Source organism: Actinoplanes oryzae (genome assembly GCF_030757795.1).
Classification (GTDB): domain Bacteria; phylum Actinomycetota; class Actinomycetes; order Mycobacteriales; family Micromonosporaceae; genus Actinoplanes.
In genome coordinates, this window is the sequence record NZ_JAUQWH010000183.1 from 1 (window position 1) to 16,856 (window position 16,856).

At 72.2% G+C, this 16,856-nt stretch carries 19 protein-coding genes and 1 pseudogene; 9 read left to right on the forward strand and 11 right to left on the reverse strand.

What is annotated here, in order from left to right; genetic code table 11:
• Positions 1-264, forward strand: a 264-nt coding sequence (locus tag RBH18_RS37160; RefSeq protein ID WP_306215189.1) for a sporulation protein, incomplete at its 5' end; no start/stop codon positions are given.
• On the opposite strand, the gene dtd is transcribed toward RBH18_RS37160, so the two are convergent.
• The 5 genes from dtd to RBH18_RS37185 form a co-directional block, all read right to left on the reverse strand.
• Entirely contained in the window at positions 261-683 is a 423-nt protein-coding gene (dtd, locus tag RBH18_RS37165; protein WP_306215190.1) for a D-aminoacyl-tRNA deacylase, read from the reverse strand. The genes RBH18_RS37160 and dtd overlap by 4 nt on opposite strands.
• Complete coding sequence (locus RBH18_RS37170) at positions 680-1,315, reverse strand: phosphotransferase (RefSeq protein WP_306215191.1); 636 nt, start codon at positions 1,313-1,315, stop codon at positions 680-682. The genes dtd and RBH18_RS37170 overlap by 4 nt, the downstream gene beginning before the upstream one ends.
• A 48-nt stretch (positions 1,316-1,363) precedes the next feature.
• Complete coding sequence (locus tag RBH18_RS37175) at positions 1,364-1,702, reverse strand: hypothetical protein (RefSeq protein ID WP_306215192.1); 339 nt, start codon at positions 1,700-1,702, stop codon at positions 1,364-1,366.
• Between the two features lie 63 nt (positions 1,703-1,765).
• Positions 1,766-2,356 carry a Fic/DOC family protein gene (locus tag RBH18_RS37180; RefSeq protein WP_306215193.1) on the reverse strand — a complete coding sequence of 197 codons (591 nt, stop codon included), beginning with the start codon at positions 2,354-2,356 and terminating at the stop codon, positions 1,766-1,768.
• 33 nt (positions 2,357-2,389) lie between these two features.
• Positions 2,390-2,710, reverse strand: coding sequence for an antitoxin VbhA family protein (locus RBH18_RS37185; RefSeq protein WP_306215194.1), 321 nt, complete (start codon positions 2,708-2,710; stop codon positions 2,390-2,392).
• A gap of 78 nt (positions 2,711-2,788) precedes the next feature.
• Between RBH18_RS37185 and RBH18_RS37190 the strand changes: the two genes are divergently transcribed.
• Positions 2,789-3,364 carry an HhH-GPD-type base excision DNA repair protein gene (locus RBH18_RS37190; RefSeq protein WP_306215195.1) on the forward strand — a complete coding sequence of 192 codons (576 nt, stop codon included), beginning with the start codon at positions 2,789-2,791 and terminating at the stop codon, positions 3,362-3,364.
• Here RBH18_RS37190 and RBH18_RS37195 read toward each other — a convergent pair.
• A complete protein-coding gene (locus RBH18_RS37195; RefSeq protein ID WP_306215196.1) occupies positions 3,321-5,681 on the reverse strand; it encodes a putative bifunctional diguanylate cyclase/phosphodiesterase in 2,361 nt (786 codons plus the stop codon). The genes RBH18_RS37190 and RBH18_RS37195 overlap by 44 nt on opposite strands.
• A 103-nt stretch (positions 5,682-5,784) precedes the next feature.
• On the opposite strand from RBH18_RS37195, the gene RBH18_RS37200 reads away from it, so the two are divergent.
• Positions 5,785-6,135 carry a DUF3099 domain-containing protein gene (locus RBH18_RS37200; RefSeq protein ID WP_306215197.1) on the forward strand — a complete coding sequence of 117 codons (351 nt, stop codon included), beginning with the start codon at positions 5,785-5,787 and terminating at the stop codon, positions 6,133-6,135.
• On the opposite strand, the gene RBH18_RS37205 is transcribed toward RBH18_RS37200, so the two are convergent.
• Both RBH18_RS37205 and RBH18_RS37210 read right to left on the reverse strand, forming a co-directional pair.
• On the reverse strand, positions 6,132-7,049 hold the full coding sequence (locus RBH18_RS37205) for a carbohydrate kinase family protein (RefSeq protein ID WP_306215198.1): 918 nt from the start codon (positions 7,047-7,049) through the stop codon (positions 6,132-6,134). The two genes, RBH18_RS37200 and RBH18_RS37205, sit on opposite strands and share 4 nt — an antisense overlap.
• On the reverse strand, positions 7,046-7,993 hold the full coding sequence (locus RBH18_RS37210; protein WP_306215206.1) for a pseudouridine-5'-phosphate glycosidase: 948 nt from the start codon (positions 7,991-7,993) through the stop codon (positions 7,046-7,048). Before RBH18_RS37210 ends, RBH18_RS37205 begins: the two co-directional genes overlap by 4 nt.
• A 193-nt stretch (positions 7,994-8,186) precedes the next feature.
• Here RBH18_RS37210 and RBH18_RS37215 point away from each other — a divergent pair, with 193 nt between their 5' ends.
• From RBH18_RS37215 to RBH18_RS37225, 3 genes are all read left to right on the forward strand, one after another.
• On the forward strand, positions 8,187-8,405 hold the full coding sequence (locus RBH18_RS37215; RefSeq protein WP_306215200.1) for a DUF3039 domain-containing protein: 219 nt from the start codon (positions 8,187-8,189) through the stop codon (positions 8,403-8,405).
• Between the two features lie 40 nt (positions 8,406-8,445).
• The gene (locus RBH18_RS37220; RefSeq protein ID WP_306215201.1) at positions 8,446-9,060 is read left to right on the forward strand and encodes a trimeric intracellular cation channel family protein; all 615 of its coding nucleotides are present in this window, start codon (positions 8,446-8,448) and stop codon (positions 9,058-9,060) included.
• A gap of 98 nt (positions 9,061-9,158) precedes the next feature.
• Positions 9,159-10,892, forward strand: coding sequence for a DEAD/DEAH box helicase (locus RBH18_RS37225; RefSeq protein ID WP_306215202.1), 1,734 nt, complete (start codon positions 9,159-9,161; stop codon positions 10,890-10,892).
• 230 nt (positions 10,893-11,122) lie between these two features.
• Here the strand turns inward: RBH18_RS37225 and RBH18_RS37230 are convergent, their stop codons facing one another.
• Complete coding sequence (locus RBH18_RS37230; RefSeq protein WP_263024831.1) at positions 11,123-11,362, reverse strand: DUF7455 domain-containing protein; 240 nt, start codon at positions 11,360-11,362, stop codon at positions 11,123-11,125.
• Between the two features lie 640 nt (positions 11,363-12,002).
• Positions 12,003-13,556, reverse strand: a complete 1,554-nt coding sequence (locus tag RBH18_RS37235; protein ID WP_306215203.1) for an RNA polymerase sigma factor — start codon at positions 13,554-13,556, stop codon at positions 12,003-12,005.
• A 254-nt stretch (positions 13,557-13,810) separates the two neighbouring features.
• On the opposite strand from RBH18_RS37235, the gene RBH18_RS37240 reads away from it, so the two are divergent.
• Positions 13,811-14,629 (forward strand): inositol monophosphatase family protein, encoded by an 819-nt coding sequence (locus tag RBH18_RS37240; protein ID WP_306215204.1) that lies wholly within the window; start codon positions 13,811-13,813, stop codon positions 14,627-14,629.
• A 257-nt stretch (positions 14,630-14,886) separates the two neighbouring features.
• Here RBH18_RS37240 and RBH18_RS37245 read toward each other — a convergent pair whose 3' ends face one another.
• A complete protein-coding gene (locus RBH18_RS37245) occupies positions 14,887-15,435 on the reverse strand; it encodes a LytR C-terminal domain-containing protein (RefSeq protein ID WP_306215205.1) in 549 nt (182 codons plus the stop codon).
• Positions 15,436-15,825: 390 nt separating this feature from the next.
• Here RBH18_RS37245 and RBH18_RS37250 point away from each other — a divergent pair, with 390 nt between their 5' ends.
• Both RBH18_RS37250 and RBH18_RS37255 read left to right on the forward strand, forming a co-directional pair.
• Positions 15,826-16,122, forward strand: a complete 297-nt coding sequence (locus tag RBH18_RS37250; RefSeq protein ID WP_014446959.1) for a DUF4193 domain-containing protein — start codon at positions 15,826-15,828, stop codon at positions 16,120-16,122.
• A 163-nt stretch (positions 16,123-16,285) separates the two neighbouring features.
• A pseudogene (locus RBH18_RS37255) lies at positions 16,286-16,856 on the forward strand (hypothetical protein); the annotation flags it as partial.

Here is a 16,856-nt window from a genome sequence, read left to right on the forward strand (position 1 = left end):
CAGCTCCCGTTCTACCAGGAGATCGAGTTCTATCCGCCGTCGCAGTTCGCCGGCGGCATCAACCAGCTCGAGGTGACCTTCATCCCGACCCCCTACCAGCTGCAGGTGGTCCTGGAGATCGACAAGCGCGGCGGCCTGTTCACCGAGGGGCACGACGCCTTCGGCCGCTTCGACGTCGACTATCAGACGGTCGACCAGGTGGACTGGACGGCGCAGCTGAACAACTGGCTCACCCAGTCGGCGCAGCGCCGCGGCTTTTTCTAGAGCTCCAGGAGTACGGTCGTCGGGCCCACGTTCACGCTCTCGACGAGCATGTGGGTCCGGAATCGGCCCGTCTCCACGGTCGCACCGCGCTGCCGCAGGGCCGTCACGACGGCGTCGACCAGCGGCTCGGCGACCTCGGCGGGTGCGGCGGCCGACCACGTGGGGCGCCGGCCCTTGCGCGCGTCGCCGTAGAGCGTGAACTGGCTGACCACCAGGATCGGCGCTCCGGCGTCGGCGGCGCTGCGCTCGCCGTCGAGGAGCCGCAGCTCGTGCACCTTGCGGGCCATCGTCTCGGCGGTCGCCGGGGTGTCGGTGTGCGTCACCCCGAGCAGCACGAGCAGCCCGTCCTTGATCTCCCCGACCACCTCGTCGGCGACGGTGACACTGGCTCGGCTGACTGTCTGTATCAGTGCTCTCATCGGCGTACCAGCCTAGCGGCAGCCGTGAGATTGCCGATCTCGCCGGCGGTGAGGGTGTTCGTCTGCCCGCTGCGCAGCGCCACGGCGTCGTCCAGCAGCCGCCGCGGGTCGCCGGGAGCCACCGCCTTGAACGCCTCGAGCAGCTCCCCGGCGCCGGCCGCGAACGGATGCTCCCAGAGCGAGACCTCGGCGAGAATCAGCGCGGTCAGGGCGAGGTCGAAGTCGCCGTCCCCGAGCCGGACGTTGCACCAGTCGATGACGACGGGCCCGCGCCCGGTCAGCAGGACGTTCTCGGGGTGCAGGTCCAGGTGGATCACGCAGACGCCGGGCTCGGGCTCGATGGCGTGCAGGCGCCGGTGCAGATCGGCCAGCAGTGCGGCGCCCTCGGCGATGCTCAGCTCTTCGGCGATCAGGCTCTGCGCCATGGTCGGGCCGGTCAGCCGCTCCAGGACGAGGTCGGCGCCCGCGGCCTCGAACACCTCGGGCACCGGATAGCCCTGCCCGGCGAGGTAACGCATGGCGTCCGCCTCGCCGGTCACGTCCGCGTCCCGCCGGTAGCGCCGCAGCACCTTCCCGGCGCCGTACTCGTAGACGTCCGCCTCCCGTCCGGAGGCGATCAGCGGCCCTCGCATGGGCGCACCATAGCGCCCCGGTGCTGCGCCGGGCCGGCCTCGCGGAGATTAATCGACAGAGTTCGACGTGGCGTCGCTCGTCGCCCCGTCGGTCGGCGCGTCCATGCTGCCCGTGGTCGCGTCCCCGGTCGTGGTCGGCGCCACCCCGGCCCCGTGCCGGGCGGGCTGCCGGAAGCTGTTCGGCCCGGCCGTCCCGCCGGTGGTCGTCATCACCCCGCCGCCCGCGGGCCCCGGCCCGCCGTTGCGTAGCTGCTCCGGGTCGGTCCCGGCCGCGTACGTGCTCGACAGGTCGCCCTCGTCGTCGCCCTTCTCGGGCCGGTAGCTGTTCGGCTCCTCGATGACGCTGTCGCCGTACTCGCCGTGGGTGATCTCGTCCTTGTCACTCATGGTCGCAAGGTTGCCCGCACCGCCGGTCGGCAAACGTCGGCCACCGGCGCCGCGGGCACCTGCTCAGAGGGGTCGGACAAGCTCGTCGAGCAGGACGCGCAAGGGCTCTTCGTCACCGTGCAGGGAAGCCGCCGACGCCCGGTCGTTCCCCGCGGCGTCGAGGGTGCTCCACGCGACCCGCCAGCCCGCCTCGCGTGCCAGCTGGCCGAGGAAGGCGCGCTGCGTCCGGCCGTTGCCCTCGCGGAACGGATGGAGGGCGTTGATCTCGCCGTAGAAGTGCGCCAGCCGGGCCACAAAGGTGCCGCGGGGGAGTCCGGTGAGCAGACCTTCCGCCGCGAGCTCGCCGAAGATGCCGGCCGCGGAGGACTCGAGGAAGACCCATCGGCAGAAGAGGTCGTTCCTGGTCCGGGCGAGGTCGACGGTGCGTAGCTCGCCGGCCCAGGGATAGACCGCGCCGAAGATTTGCCGGTGGAACTGCCGAAGGTGATCGAGATCGTAACGGCCGGGCAGGGGGCGGATGGCGAGGCGCAGCAGGGCGGCAAGGCTCAGGTCCGCCTCGGCCCGGCGGAGCGCGCTCGCTGAGGTGATGCCCAGCTTGTTGACGAGAATGCCGCGTCCGTCGACATACGGGTCGGTGGTGGCGGGGTCATCCATGCCGAGCGCTCTTGCGGCCGGGGACTGGTCAACTCACCCGGCGCGGTGATAGGCCAGCAGCATCGCTTCCATCTGGCTCGCGGTGAGGCGGCCGCGGGCGAAGAGGCCGGCCAGCTCGGCCGCCACCGAGGAGGGCTCGAGCCCCTCGGCCCGCAGCGATCCGAGGGCGTCGTCGGCCGCTCGCTCCCGCTCGCCCCGCAGCTCGTCGTAGACCTGCACCGGCACGAGGACGCCGACCGCCTTGCGGTGGGCGCCGAGGAACACCGACTCACCGTCGCCCCGGCTGAAGCCGGCCAGCAGGTCGGGCAGCCGCTTGCGCGCCTCGGCGACACCCAGGACTTCCTGCAGACTCATGGCGCTAATGGTACATCAATATGTACATCTTCTGCCGCGTCGGTCGGCCCCTTCCGCACTGCCTTCTAGGATGCGGGCATGACGCTCTCCCTGCCCATTCCCGCCGAGGCCAACGAGCTGCTCTCGACGGACCCGCTCGCGCTGCTGATCGGGATGGTGCTCGACCAGCAGATTCCGCTGGAGAAGGCGTTCACGTCGCCCTCCGTGCTGGCGCAGCGGCTCGGGCACCGGCCCACCGCGGAGGAGCTGGCCGGGTTCGACCCCGAGGCGCTGGTGGCGATCTTCGCGGAGCCGCCGGCGCTGCACCGTTTCCCCAAGGCGATGGCCGGGCGGGTGCAGGAGGTGTGCCGGGCGCTGGTCGGGACCTACGACGGCGACGCGCGGAACCTGTGGGAGGGGGCTGCCGACGGCAAGGAGCTGGTCAAGCGGATCGCCGCGCTGCCCGGCTTCGGGAAGCAGAAGTCGCAGATCTTCGCCGCGCTGCTGGGCAAGCAGTACGGCGTGCAGCCGCCCGGGTGGCGGGAGGCGGCCGGGGCGTACGGCGAGGAGGGCGCCCACCGGTCCGTGGCCGACATCGTGGACGAGGCGTCGCTGGCGAAGGTGCGGGCGTTCAAGAAAGAGATGAAGGCGGCCGCGCGGACGCCAGCCTCCTGAGCGCCTCGTCGGCGGGCATGGGGCGGGCGAAGAGGTAGCCCTGGCCGATGCCGCAGCCCAGCAGCTGGAGCTCGGCCGCCTGCTCGGTGGTCTCGATGCCCTCGGCGACGGTGGTCAGGTGCAGGGCGCGGCTGAGGCGGACGATGGCCTCGGCGATGCCCGCGCCCTCCGGGGTGCCGTCGAGCTGGGCGACGAAGCTGCGGTCGATCTTGAGGATGTCGATCGGCAGGCGGGTCAGGTAGTGCAGGGACGAGTAGCCCGTGCCGAAGTCGTCGACGGCGATGCGGATGCCGTGGCGGCGCAGCTCGGCCAGCATCTCGATGCCCGCCGCGTCGTCGACCAGGGCCGACTCGGTGATCTCCAGCACCAGGCGGGAGGGGTCCAGGCCGGCGCGGCTCACGGCGGCGAGGACGTGCTCGACCAGGGCCGGCTCGTGCAGCTGGCGGGGTGACACGTTGACGCTGACGTAGAGGCCGTCGCCCCAGGCGGCGATCTGCCGGCAGGCCTCGCGGAGGACGTGCAGGCCGATGGCGTCGATCATGCCGGTGCGCTCGGCGATGGGGATGAAGCGGGCCGGCGACACCAGGCCCAGGACCGGGTGCTCCCAGCGGACGAGGGCCTCCACGCCGACCGGGCGGCCGTCGGTGAGATCGACGAGCGGCTGGTAGAGGACCGTCAGCTCGTCGCGGTCGACGGCGCCGGCCAGTTCCTCGCCGAGCTGGGCGTCGGCGGCGCGCTGGTCGGTCATGGCCGGGTCGTGCAGCCGTACGCCGTGGGTGCCCTCCTGCTTCGCCTCGTACATGGCCATGTCCGCGCGCCGCAGCAGCTCCTTGGGCGATTCCGCGCCCGAGGGGGTGGCGACGCCGATGCTGACCCGGACGGGAATCAGGTCCTCGCCCAGGGCGACCGGAGCAGCGGCCGCAGCGATGCGCTCGGCCGCGGCCACCGCCTCACCGTCGTCGGCGATCCCGGTGAGAAGCACCACGAACTCGTCGCCGCCGATGCGGGCGGCGGCGTCCTCCGCGCGTACGGCGGCCTGCAGCACCGCCGCGAACTCGGTCAGCACGACGTCGCCGGCCGCGTGCCCGTACGCGTCGTTGACCAGCTTGAAGTCGTCCAGGTCGAGCAGCAGCAGCGCGATGTCGGTCCGCGTGCCCACGACCTCGGCCAGCCGCGCGTCGATGCCGGCCCGGTTGGCGAGCCCGGTCAGCGGGTCGTACAGGGCGAGCCGTTGCAGCTCCTGCTCGCGCTCGCGGAGCGTGTTCTCGATCTCCTGCCGCCGGGCCAGGTCCTCGCGCAGGGCGGCGGTGGCGGCGTCGACCTTGGCCATGGCCCGGTTGCGGGCGAAGGCGAGCAGCGCCACCAGGGCGGTCGCCAGCACCACGATCAGCGCGGACACCCCCAGCGCGCTGAGGGTCAGGCCGCGGTCGGTCTCCTGCAGCAGCGCGGTGGCCGGCCGCACCCGCAATTCCCAGGTACGGTTCCCCGCCGCGATGTGCGTCACCCGGTTCAGCTGCGCCGGGGCGGCGGCGGGCGTGCCGGAGGAGGCCACGGCCCGGCCGTCGTCGGAGAGCTCCGCGGCGACCCGGCCGTACGTCTGGGTCTGCAGCGTCTGGGTCAGCAGGTCGCGCCCGTGCACGCCCATGGCCAGCCAGCCCCGGAACGTGCCGCCGAGGAAGTAGACGGGCACCGCGAACGTGAACGACATCTGCCGGTCGGCGGCGGGAAGGACGAGGTCGGAGGGGAGGACGTACGCGGGGCTGACCGCGAAGGTGCCGGTGTCGCGCGCGCTCGTGAGCGCCACGTCGGCGGAGGGCACGCCGGCCAGGTCCCGGCCCGGTGCGACGTCGCGGCCGTCGAAGGCGCGGGTGAAGACGGTGAAGCGGTGCTCGATGCCCGTACGGGCGGGTTGCAGAGTGAGGTCGGTCGCCCCCTTGCCCGCCCAGTAGTCCTCGAGCGCGGCGATGCCGTGATCCTCCGTGGCGGCCACGAAGGCGATCGCCGTGGCTCCGGGTAGTCGCCGCGTGCTGACCCGGGTGGTGACCCAGGTGAAGTCCTCGGAGGTCAGGTCGCGCTGGGCGCCGAGGGCCGTGGCGACGTCGGCGAGCGTGTCGCCGTACCGCTGGATCTCCGTGGTGATCGTCCGGTCCAGATCCGCCGTGTAACGGTCCATCAGATGCGCTGCGTAGCGGTGCTCGGCCTCGTAGGCGCCGCGCGTGGCGACCGCCGCGAGGAAGCTGCCGATCAGCGCGACCGTGGCGACGAGCGCGACGCCGGCTCGGCGACGGCGTTTCGACACGGCGGTGGGCAGCGGCACAGTTTCCCCATCGGTCGCCGCGCGCGTCAGTGAATGAAGCCCGGCGAAAAGCCGGTGGAAAAGTGCGGTGGTCGCTGTCCGCGCGCAGTGCAAGGATGAAGTGGTGAAGAAGCAGTCGGAGCGGCCGGTCCTGATCACCGATGCCGCCCGCAGCCAGGGCGACCAGCTTCGCAGCCGCCAGCTCCGCTATGTCTCGATGATGGGCCTGCGCACCCTGTGCCTCGTCGCCGGGGCGATCCTCATCAGCGTCCAGCCGCCCCTTCTGCCGCTCTGGCTCGTGTTCTGCGCCCTCGGCATGGTGTTCCTGCCGTGGGCGGCCGTCCTGATCGCCAACGACCGCCCGCCCAAGAGCAAGGCGCACCCCGCCGCCCCGCAGCCCGGCCAGGGGCCGCGCGCCCTCGACCGGGAGAGCGCGGAGCACCGGGAGCAGCGCACGATCGACATCGAGCCTTAGCGCCTGTCCCGGGGATCAGGCGGGCCGGGAAGGCCCTGAGGGCGCGCTCCCACCTTGTGCACGGCCGCGGCGCCGAGCGCGGCTGCGGCGGCGAGGGCGGCTTCCGGCTCCTGCCCGCCCAGCCAGGCGTGGAGCAGGCCGGCGGCGAAGGCGTCACCCGCCCCGGTCGGATCGATCGGGGGCACGGGCACCGCGCGCCCGTGCCAGGTCTGTCCCGACCGCGTCCGCCACACGGCGCCGTGCTCGCCGCGCTTGACGATCACGTGGGAGGCGTGGCTGAGCAGGGCCCCGGCCTGGTCCTCCGGGGTGCCCGGGCCGGCGAGTGCCGTGGCCTCGTCGGTGTTGCAGAGCAGCAGGTCGGTGTCGCGTACCAGGTCGAGAAAGCTCCCCAGGGCGCGCAGCGGCGCCGCCGAGGCCGCGTCGACGCTGGTCGTCATCCCCTTGTCCCGCGCCGCGGCGAGCGCCGCAAGCCCGCCCGGGCGACTTCCCGCGTGCAGCAGGGGGTACCCGGACAAGTGCAGGTGACGGGCCGGCACCTCGGCGATCGCCGCCGTCACGTCCGCCGGATCGAGCAGCAGCGCGGCGCCCCGGTCGGTGAACATGGTGCGCTCGTGCGGCGACGTCAGGACGACGATGCTGCCGGTCGTCGCGCCGCGGTGGTGGCGTACGGCGCAATGCACGCCGCCCGCCACCAGCTCCGCGACCCGCTCGCGGCCCGCGTCGTCGTCGCCCGCCGCGGCGATGAGCGTCACCTCGGCGCCGGCGTGGGCGAGCCAGGCGGCCGTGTTCGCCGCCTGGCCGCCGCCGGAGATCCGGATCCGGGCCTCGGTGTCGGAGCCCGCGGCCGGCGGCCCGTCCTGCTCGACCAGGATGTCCGTGACGAGGTCTCCGACGACCACGACGTGGGGCCTCACTGCGGGAGGCTGAAGCCCAGGGACGCGTGCGCGGGGGTCGCGGCGGCGGCGATCTGTGCCGCCAGGGCCGCGTTGCGCAGGATGATCCGGACGTTGACCTCCAGGCTCCTGCCCTCGGTGCTGCTGTGGAAGTGCGACAGCAGGAACGGCGTGACCGCCTTGCCGCTGATCCCGTGCTGGGAGAGCAGCCGCAGGCCCTCGGCGAGCGTGCGGTCGTGCAGGTCGATGTCGAGCTGCTCGCCGGTCGGCAGCGGGTTGCCCAGGACGAGCGCGCCCGCGCCGGCGCCGTGGTCCTCGCGGGCGGCGATGGTGGCCGCGACCTGCTCCGGGGTGTCGAGCTGCCAGTCGACGTCGAAGCCGCCGTCGGTGACGAAGAAGCCCGGGAAGCGCCGCGTGCCGTAACCCGCCACCGCCACGCCCAGGGTCTCCAGGCGCTCCAGGGTGGCGCCCACGTCGAGGATCGACTTGACCCCGGCGCAGACCACGACGATCGGCGTACGCGACAGCGTTGTCAGGTCGGCGGACTCGTCGAACGTGGTGTTCGCCTCGCGGTGCACGCCCCCGAGGCCGCCCGTGGCGAAGACCTTGATCCCGGCCGCGGCGGCCACGGCGCTGGTGGCCGCGACCGTGGTGGCGCCGTCGGCCCCCGTGGCGGCGCCGAGCGCGAGATCACGGACGGAGAGCTTCGCCACGCCGTCCGCGGCGGCCAGCTGCTCGATCTGCGCGTCCTCGAGGCCGACGATCAGCTCGCCGCCGAGCATGCCGATGGTGGCCGGCACGGCGCCGTTGTCCCGGACGGTCTGCTCGATCTCCCGGGCCACGCGCAGGTTGTCGGGGCGGGGGAGGCCGTGGGAGATGATGGTGCTCTCCAGCGCCACCACGGGACGGCCGTCGCGGCGGGCCCGGGTCACGTGGTCGCCGTAACGGATGGCAAAGCGGCCCAGCGGCCGCGTGGATTCGGTCACGATCACCAAGGTACGGCCCCTGCCCGGGACGCCGCCGTTGGACCGACCACGCGTGAGGTGTCAGACTTGCTGGTTGACGCTTCCGCCGCGGAAGCCGGGGGGCTCGCGGCGGACACACACCCGACCTCGACCGCGGACTCGTGCCGCACCACATTGACGAGAGGCAGACGCCGTGAGCACGCAGATCCTCGAGCGCCCGGAAACGCAGGACACCGACAACGCGCCGGACATGTTCCACTACGTGCGCAAGGAGAAGATCGCCGAGAGTGCCGTCATGGGCACCTTCGTGGTCGCCCTGTGCGGCGAGACCTTCCCGGTGACCAAGTCGCCGAAGCCGGGCTCGCCGGTGTGCCCGCAGTGCAAGGAGATCTACGAGTCGATGCAGCACTGAGCTCCGGCTCCCGTTCCTGTTCGAAACCGGAGTTCCTCCCGTGACGGGAAGTTACAGTCTGCTCGTCGCGGACCTGATCGGTGTGGCGGTCTTCGCGGCCTCCGGCGCCAGTGCCGCGGTCGCGAAGCGCCTCGACCTGTTCGGCGTGGCGTTCGTCGGCTTCGTGGCCGCCCTGGGCGGCGGCATCCTGCGCGATCTCGTGATCGGTGCGGTGCCGCCCCTCGCCTTCGCCGACTGGCGCTACGCGCTCGTCGCCATCGCGGCGGCCCTCGCGACGTTCTGGTTGCACCCGCAGCTCAACCGGCTGCGGCGCACGGTGCTGCTCCTCGACGCCGCCGGGCTCGGCCTCTTCACGGTCACCGGCACGCTGAAGGCGGTGCACGCGGGCGTCCCGCCGGTGGGGGCCTGTCTGGTGGGAATGCTCACTGCGATCGGCGGCGGGCTGGCCCGCGACCTGCTCACCGGGGAGATCCCGGTCGTCCTCCAGCGTGAGATCTACGCCATTGTCGCCCTGGGTGGCGCGGTGGCCGTTAGCGTGCTGAGCTGGCTCGACGTCGCGGACTCGGTCACCCTGGCCGCGGCGGCGGCCGCCATGACGGGGGTACGCCTCATCGCCCTGCGCCGCCGCTGGTCGGCTCCTGTGGCCGTGCCGTAGACCGCGGGTGACCGGCCTTCCGGTTTATGCTGGGGTCCGCCTCCGCGGCAGTCCGCGGGGGTTGTTTTTTGTTGATCCGTGGAAGGGGTCGTCGCAGCTTGAGCCCGACGTTGCCGAACCTGGAGACCTTCCCCTCGCTGCGTGACTGGCAGCGCAAAGCCCTGGTGAAATATCTGCGCAAGCGCTCGCCCGACTTCATGGCCGTGGCGACGCCGGGCGCCGGAAAGACCACGTTCGCCCTGCGGATCGCCGCCGAGCTGCTCAACGACGGCACCGTCGAGGCCGTCACCGTGGTCTGCCCCACCGAGCACCTCAAGACCCAGTGGGCCCAGGCGGCCGCGCGGGTCGGCATCCAGCTGGACTCGGCGTTCCGCAACTCCGACGTGCACAGCTCCCGCGACTTCCACGGGGCCGTCCTGACGTACGCGCAGGTCGGCATGGCGCCGATGGTCCACCGCCGGCGCACCATGACCCGCCGCTCGCTGATCATCCTGGACGAGGTGCACCACGCCGGCGACTCCCGTACCTGGGGCGACGGCGTCAAGCAGGCGTTCGAGGAGGCCGAGCGGCGGCTGATGCTGACCGGCACGCCGTTCCGCTCGGACGACAACCCGATCCCCTTCGTCGAGTACGAGCGGGGCGACGACGGGCTGCAGCGCTCCCGCTCCGACTCCGTCTACGGCTACAGCGACGCCCTGCGCGACGGCGTCGTCCGGCCCGTGATCTTCCTGGCGTACTCGGGGGAGACCCGCTGGCGCACCAACGCGGGCGACGAGCTGGCGGCCCGGCTGGGCGAGCCGATGACCAAGGACCTCATCGCCCAGGCCTGGCGCACCGCCCTGGACCACCGCGGCGACTGGATGCCCCAGGTCATGCGGGCCGCCAACAACCGCCTCAGCAAGCTCCGGGCGCACGGCATGACCGACGCCGGCGGCCTGGTCATCGCGAGCGAGCAGCAGACCGCCCGGGCGTACGCCAAATTGCTCGAGGAGATCACCGGCGAGAAGGCCGTCGTGGTCCTCTCCGACGACGACGGCGCCTCCAAGCGCATCGCCGAGTTCGCCGCGTCGGAGCAGCGCTGGCTGGTGGCGGTCCGGATGGTGTCCGAGGGCGTCGACATCCCGCGGCTCGCCGTCGGCGTCTACGCGACGAGCGCCTCCACCCCGCTCTATTTCGCCCAGGCGATCGGCCGCTTCGTGCGGTCGCGGCGCCCCGGCGAGACCGCCACCGTCTTCGTGCCCAGCGTGCCGCACCTGCTCGGGCTGGCCAGCGAGATGGAGGCCCAGCGCGACCACGTCCTGGGCGCCCCCAAGGACAAGGACGGCCTCGACGACGACCTCCTCGAGCGCGCCCAGCGCGAGGAGAAGGCCGAGGGCGAGCTCGAGAAGCACTTCGAGGCGCTGTCCGCCACCGCCGAGCTGGACCAGGTCATCTACGACGGCGCCTCGTTCGGGACGGGCGCCCGCACCGGCACCGCCGAGGAGGAGGAGTATCTCGGGCTGCCCGGGCTGCTCTCCCCGGACCAGGTGGCCGTGCTGCTCAACAAGCGCCAGGCCGACCAGCTGGCGGCCCAGAAGCGCTCCGCCGCGACGGCCACCGCCGAGCCCAGGGAGGCCGTGCCGGCGCCCCGGGAGGCGCCGATGAGCGCGGCCGAGCGGCGGGTGTCGCTGCGGCGGCAGCTCAACACGCTCGTGGCCGCCCACCACCACCGCACGAACCTGCCGCACGGCAAGATCCACGCCGAGCTGCGGCGGCTCTGCGGCGGGCCGCCGTCGGCGCAGGCGACGATCGAGCAACTCGAGGAGCGGATCGCGACCATCCAGACGCTGTAGCCGGTCGTCTCGGGCCCGCGCGGGTTCTCGGGGCCCGGCGCCGGAGATCCCGCGGATCGGGGTCCCAGTGCGGTCCTTGTGCCGGGCAGCTGCCGGTGTTTGCTCATCGGCGGAGCCAATGCGGCGTTTGGGGAGGCGGGGCCGGTGTTCGCCCCGGGCGAGCCTTCTCAGGGCACAGAAAAAGGGCGTCCCCACACCGGGACGCCCTTTTCGTTGCCTGTCAGGGGGATCTAGTTGGAGTTAGACATCATGTCCGCGCCGCGCCACGTGAACTCCGGGTCGGCCGCGTACTGCACCGCGATCTTCACCAGGTCCTCGGCGTACCTGTTGGCGTGGTGTCCGCAGAACACCAGCTCGCCGCCTCCAGCCAGGGTCAAACGGAGCTTCCCGGCTGCATTGCAGCGGTCGCACCGTTCATCGGCTGCTGGTCCGGCCACGCTTCCCGCCGGCGGCGTGAGAGTCGGGGTCATCGCCTTCCTCCTCTGGTCGTCACCGATGAACATGTTCCTCGGCTACTGCTCACCCATCGTGCAACACCCTTGGCCGTTGCAGCCTTCCCACTGTGCCCCGGGGGGATCCAAGTCACACGTGGTCCGGCTAGTGTGCCGTGCCCCAAGGGTGCCACGTCAACGATCATTTCTGCACAACGGTCCGATCACCACCCGCGGATGTACGGTTGGTGACCAAAAGGGCACGGACGGTTGACCGCACCCTCGGTTTTCCGGTATTGATCAAGATGTCCGTGCCCAGGCCGGGGAAGGCGATCTTGAAGCCCGGGGGGCCGCCCGCTCGCCACGTAACGACGTGCCCGCCCGCCGGGTGACGGCCGTGAGCCCGGCGCATCTCGAAGCTGCCGCGTGGATCCGTCGCGGTGCCGCCGGAAACCCGCTGAGCGCGTCGCTGAGCCCCCGGACGGGTCGCCCGGCGCAAGCGCCCTGGGTATGGCCATGCCGAAGCCGTACGCGCCGTCACAGGCCCCTGGCTGTCGGTGCTGCGCGCAAGGTCACGCCCCTCCGGACGGCAACGGGCCGGCGCCGGACGTGATCGAGGGACCGGCCAGGGGCAGATGCTCCCGGCGCGGTCCCTCGGACGACACTGAACGGCGGCGGCTCAGTCCAGGTAGTCGCGCAGCACCTGCGAGCGGGACGGGTGCCGCAGCTTCGACATCGTCTTGCTCTCGATCTGGCGGATGCGCTCGCGGGTCACCCCGTAGACCTGGCCGATCTCGTCGAGCGTGCGCGGCTGGCCGTCGGTGAGGCCGAAGCGCAGCCGGACCACGCCCGCCTCGCGCTCGGAGAGCGTCTGGAGGACCTGCTGGAGCTGGTCCTGCAGCAGCGAGAACGAGACCGCGTCGACGGCCACGACCGCCTCGGAGTCCTCGATGAAGTCGCCGAGCTGGCTGTCGCCCTCGTCGCCGATGGTCTGGTCGAGCGAGATGGGCTCCCGGGCGTACTGCTGGATCTCCAGCACCTTCTCCGGGGTGATGTCCATCTCCTTGGCCAGCTCCTCCGGGGTGGGCTCGCGGCCCAGGTCCTGGAGCAGCTCGCGCTGGATGCGGCCGAGCTTGTTGATGACCTCGACCATGTGCACCGGGATGCGGATGGTGCGGGCCTGGTCGGCCATGGCGCGGGTGATCGCCTGGCGGATCCACCAGGTGGCGTACGTGGAGAACTTGTAGCCCTTGGTGTAGTCGAACTTCTCGACCGCGCGGATCAGGCCGAGGTTGCCCTCCTGGATGAGGTCCAGGAACGCCATGCCGCGGCCGGTGTAGCGCTTGGCCAGCGAGACGACGAGGCGGAGGTTGGCCTCGAGCAGGTGGTTCTTCGCGCGCTCGCCGTCGCGGCCGATCCAGCGCAGGTCGCGCTCGAAGGTGCGGTCGAGCTTCTCCTCGCCCTCCTCGTAGGCCCGGAGGCGCTCGGCGGCGTAGAGGCCGGCCTCGATCCGCTTGGCGAGCTCGACCTCCTGCTCCGCGTTGAGCAGGGGGACCTTGCCGATCTGCTTGAGGTAGGCGCGGACCGAGTCGGCGGAGGCGGTCAGCTCGGCGTCGCGGCGCGCCTGCTTGAGGGCCTCGGACTCCTCGTCGTCCCACTCGAAGTCGCCGTCGGTCGCCGAGGCGGCCGCGTCGGTCGCGGCGGCCTGCACCATCGCGGCCGGCTCCTCGACCACCACGTCCTCGATGTCGGCGGCGAGCTCGGCGGGATCGATCTCCTCGCCCTCGACGGGCTCGCCCTCGCCCGGCTTGGCGGCCTTGGCGGGGCCGGCGGCCTTCTTCGCCACGGGGCCCGCCTTCTTCGCCGCGGCCTTCTTGGCCGGGACGGCGGCGTCGCCCTCGCCGGCCTGCTTGGGGGCGGCCGGGGCGGCCTTCTTCGCCGCGGGGGCCCGGGTGGCCTTGGCGGTGGTCGCCTTGGAGGCCGGGGTGGCGGCGCGCGCGGCGGCCACCTTGCGGCGGCTGGTGGTGCCCGCCGAGCCGTCCACGACGACCGTGACGCCCGCCTCGACGAGCGCCCGGAGGATCTTCTTCGCCTGGGCCGGCGTCACCTCAGCGGACTCGACTGTCTGCACGACCTGAGCCGATGTGATCTGCCCGCCCGCGCCCTGCGCGTGGGCGATCAGGGCCTCGGCGAGAGAACGAACGTCGGCACCGGTCTGGTGGGCTTCTGTCACGGATGACCTTCCGGAGGGCGATGAAACACGGCCATGGGCCCAGCGCAGCACGCGACGGAACGAGGCTGGCCGGTGTGGTGTGGGGGCCCCCGGGACGCGGACGGGCTTGCGGGCGGTTGTCCGTGAAGCGTGGGCAGGGGTGAATTGTAGCGCCGTTCAGCGAGATCCTCCTGCCGCAGCACGCCGCGGGGGGCTGCCGACCTCGCTTCGGGCCCGACGCGAAAGAATGGTAGCCGCTGAAAGGGCGGTGTGAAGTGGCTGGAGAACAGGGCGGGACGACGCCCGGCGAACTGCTCGCGGTGGCCGTGCGCATCGCGCGTGAAGCGGCGGAGACAGCCCGGCGGATGCGCGCCGAGGCGATCACCGACGTCGAGACCAAGAGCACCGACACCGATGTCGTGACGGCCGCCGACAAGGCCGTCGAGCGGCAGGTGGTCGATGCCCTCGCCCGCGAGCGCCCGGGGGAAGGCGTCCTCGGCGAGGAGTACGGCGACAGCGCGGCCGGCACGAGCAGGGTGCGCTGGATCCTCGACCCGATCGACGGCACGGTCAACTACCTGTACGGCCTTCCGCAGTACGCCGTCTCGCTCGCCGCCGAGGTCGACGGCGAGGTGGTGGCCGGCGTGGTCCGCAACGCGGCGACCGGCGACGAGTGGACGGCCACGCGGGGCGGCGGGGCCTGGCGCGACGGGCGGCGCCTGCGTGGCTCGGCGCGTACGACGCTCGATCAGTCGCTGATCGCCACGGGCTTCGGGTACGACGCGGCGCGGCGCGCGCACCAGGGCGCCGTACTCGCCGGGTTGATCGCCGAGGTCCGGGACATCCGGCGGTTCGGAGCGGCCGCGCTCGATCTCTGCCTGGCCGCCGAGGGCAGTGTGGACGCGTACTTCGAGAAGGGTCTGAACCCCTGGGACCACGCCGCGGGCGGTCTCGTGGCGGCGGAGGCGGGTCTGCGGGTGTCCGGACTCGACGGTGCGCCGGCGGGAGCGGACATGGTGGTCGCGGCGCCACCGGCGATCTTCGGTGCGTTGCACGACGCGCTCGTCCGGCTCAACGCCGCCGGCGGTGCGTGACCCCTTCAGGCCATGTTTCCTGACCGTGATCAAGTTGTCACAGAGTCGTGATCACTCCGCTCCGGAGCAAAACGGTCGAGGCGGATAAAGCGGAAGCCCCGCCTGGTCGCAGGCGGGGCTTCCGGGTCGTCGCAGGCGGGGCTTCCGGGTCGTCGCGGGCGCGGGTTCCGGATCGTCGCGGCGCGGCTTGCGAGGTCGTCGCGGGCGGGATTCCCGAGGTGAGGGAGCGGGCGGGCACGCGCCTCCCGGACCTCGGCTCAGGACTTGTCGTCGTCCTTCTTGGCCGGAGCGGCGCACGCGCCCGGCGGCAGCTCCGGCTCGCCGAGTTCCACGAGCGACTGATTGACCTCGGTCGTCGTCGCGAGCTGCTGGAACCCGTTGCCGATCACGATGTCCACGACCGCGCCCTTGCGCTTGGCGTCGTACTGCGTGTCGGCCTGGTTGAGGAAGTAGGCGCGGAGCAACCACGCCGAGCCGACGGCGTCCGGCCCGTAGCGCATGATCGCGACGTCGTCGACCTTCTTCTTGTTCTCGCCCGGCTTCTGGGTCTTGAACTGCCTGTTCTTGAACTCGTTGGAGACGTTCTCGGCGAGTCCCGGCTGGCCGGTGCCGTTGAGGACCTTGATCGTGACCTCCTGCGGGCTCTCCGGCAGGGTCACGTTCGCCATGACCGATCCGTCGGGGCAACCGCCCTGGGCGACCGCGTCGCCCTGGGTGTCGCGCACCAGCGCGACCACGACGAAGACCACGGCCGCGACGGCCAGGACGCCGACCACCACGAGGGCTCGGACGCGCGCGAAACTCATGGGGCAGGTACTCCCGGGTTCACAGGTCAGGGCGCTGTCCGCAGGGGGCGGACGCTGTTCACGGGTGAGGTTAGCGTCTGGGTGCATCCCGCACGGAAACAGGGAATCGTTCCGGCGCGGCGACGATGATCCACGGGCTCCTACCCCTACTTTGATGTCGCCTCAGTCACATCGGGAACAATTGGCTGCCCGCGGGCGTACAACCGTCCCGCGATGACGGTAACGTGCCGCGTCTGCCGGGGCAGTTTCACGAGGGGGTGGGGGCGCCTCGGCGGGCGGCGATCCCTGTTCGCAGGGGCTGGGAGAAAAGTCCGCCGGACCGGGAACCCAAACGTCGTCGCGGGCGTTACTTACGCCAAGTGACTCATCGATACAGGAGAGTGAAGACCGATGGCCACCGATTACGACGCTCCGCGTCGCGATGAGGTCGACCTCGGCGAGGACAGCCTTGAGGAACTCAAGGCCCGCCGCGCCGACTCGCAGTCGGGCGCAGTCGACGTCGACGAGGTCGAGGTGGCGGAGAGCTTCGAGCTCCCCGGCGCCGACCTGGCCGACGAGGAGCTGACCGTCAAGGTTCTGCCGATGCAGACCGACGAGTTCCGCTGCTCCCGGTGTTTCCTGGTGCACCACCGCAGCCAGCTGGCGACGGAGCGCAACGGGGAACTGATCTGCCGCGAGTGCGCCTGACCGGCGCGCTCGTCGCAGCGCAAGGACCCGGCCGTCCGTGACGGTCGGGCATCGTGCGGATCGGGGTTCTCTCCGGGTCGCGCGAGCCGTGTGATCCGTGTGCCCGCTTGCTTCACTGGGTAAAGGACCGGTTCACCGGCAGACGAAGGGGGAGGTCGACCACATGAGCCGCCCAGACGAGAACTCGGCACCGGCCGCAGCACAGGGGCCCGAGCTCATCGAGGTCGACCAGGCTGGGCAGCACCCGGTGACACCACCGGCAGACACGGGGAAGGGCCTGGCGGCGGCGCCAGGCCGGGATGCCGCGGTCCCGCTCGGGGCCGGTGGCCCGCTCACGGCGGAGGCCGGCGGCTCGCGTACGGCGGAGGAGATCCGCGAGGACGCCGAGATCGGCGCCACCGTCGCGGCTCTGACCGCCGACGACCTGGCGCCCGACAAGCGGCGGCACCTGCTCGCGCGGCTGGTCGGCGACGTCCGCCGGCGGGGCCTGGGCCAGCTCTTCCGCCCACGCGCCGCCATGCGCTGGATGGCCGACGTCATCGCCGACGTCGCCCCGCACGTGCCGGTGCGCGACATCGACACGCTGCGCGCCCACTTCCCGGGGCTGGACGACGACGACCTGGCCGAGCGGCTGATCCGCAACGCCTCCCGGGCCACGGCCGGGGTCGGCGCCGCGGGTGGCGGCGTGGCCTCCGTCGAATGGGTGGCGACCCCGACCCTGCTCAGCGCGCCGG

Bases quoted from the DNA above. Each gene is read 5' to 3' on its own strand.
- RBH18_RS37185 (WP_306215194.1), bottom strand. From the start codon at position 2,710: ATGAGTCTGCAGGAAGTCCTGGGTGTCGCCGAGGCGCGCAAGCGGCTG.
- RBH18_RS37190 (WP_306215195.1), top strand. From the start codon at position 2,789: ATGACGCTCTCCCTGCCCATTCCCGCCGAGGCCAACGAGCTGCTCTCG.
- RBH18_RS37245 (WP_306215205.1), bottom strand. From the start codon at position 15,435: ATGAGTTTCGCGCGCGTCCGAGCCCTCGTGGTGGTCGGCGTCCTGGCC.
- dtd (WP_306215190.1), bottom strand. From the start codon at position 683: ATGAGAGCACTGATACAGACAGTCAGCCGAGCCAGTGTCACCGTCGCC.
- RBH18_RS37230 (WP_263024831.1), bottom strand. From the start codon at position 11,362: ATGACCCCGACTCTCACGCCGCCGGCGGGAAGCGTGGCCGGACCAGCA.
- RBH18_RS37250 (WP_014446959.1), top strand. From the start codon at position 15,826: ATGGCCACCGATTACGACGCTCCGCGTCGCGATGAGGTCGACCTCGGC.
- RBH18_RS37175 (WP_306215192.1), bottom strand. From the start codon at position 1,702: ATGAGTGACAAGGACGAGATCACCCACGGCGAGTACGGCGACAGCGTC.
- RBH18_RS37170 (WP_306215191.1), bottom strand. From the start codon at position 1,315: ATGCGAGGGCCGCTGATCGCCTCCGGACGGGAGGCGGACGTCTACGAG.
- RBH18_RS37180 (WP_306215193.1), bottom strand. From the start codon at position 2,356: ATGGATGACCCCGCCACCACCGACCCGTATGTCGACGGACGCGGCATT.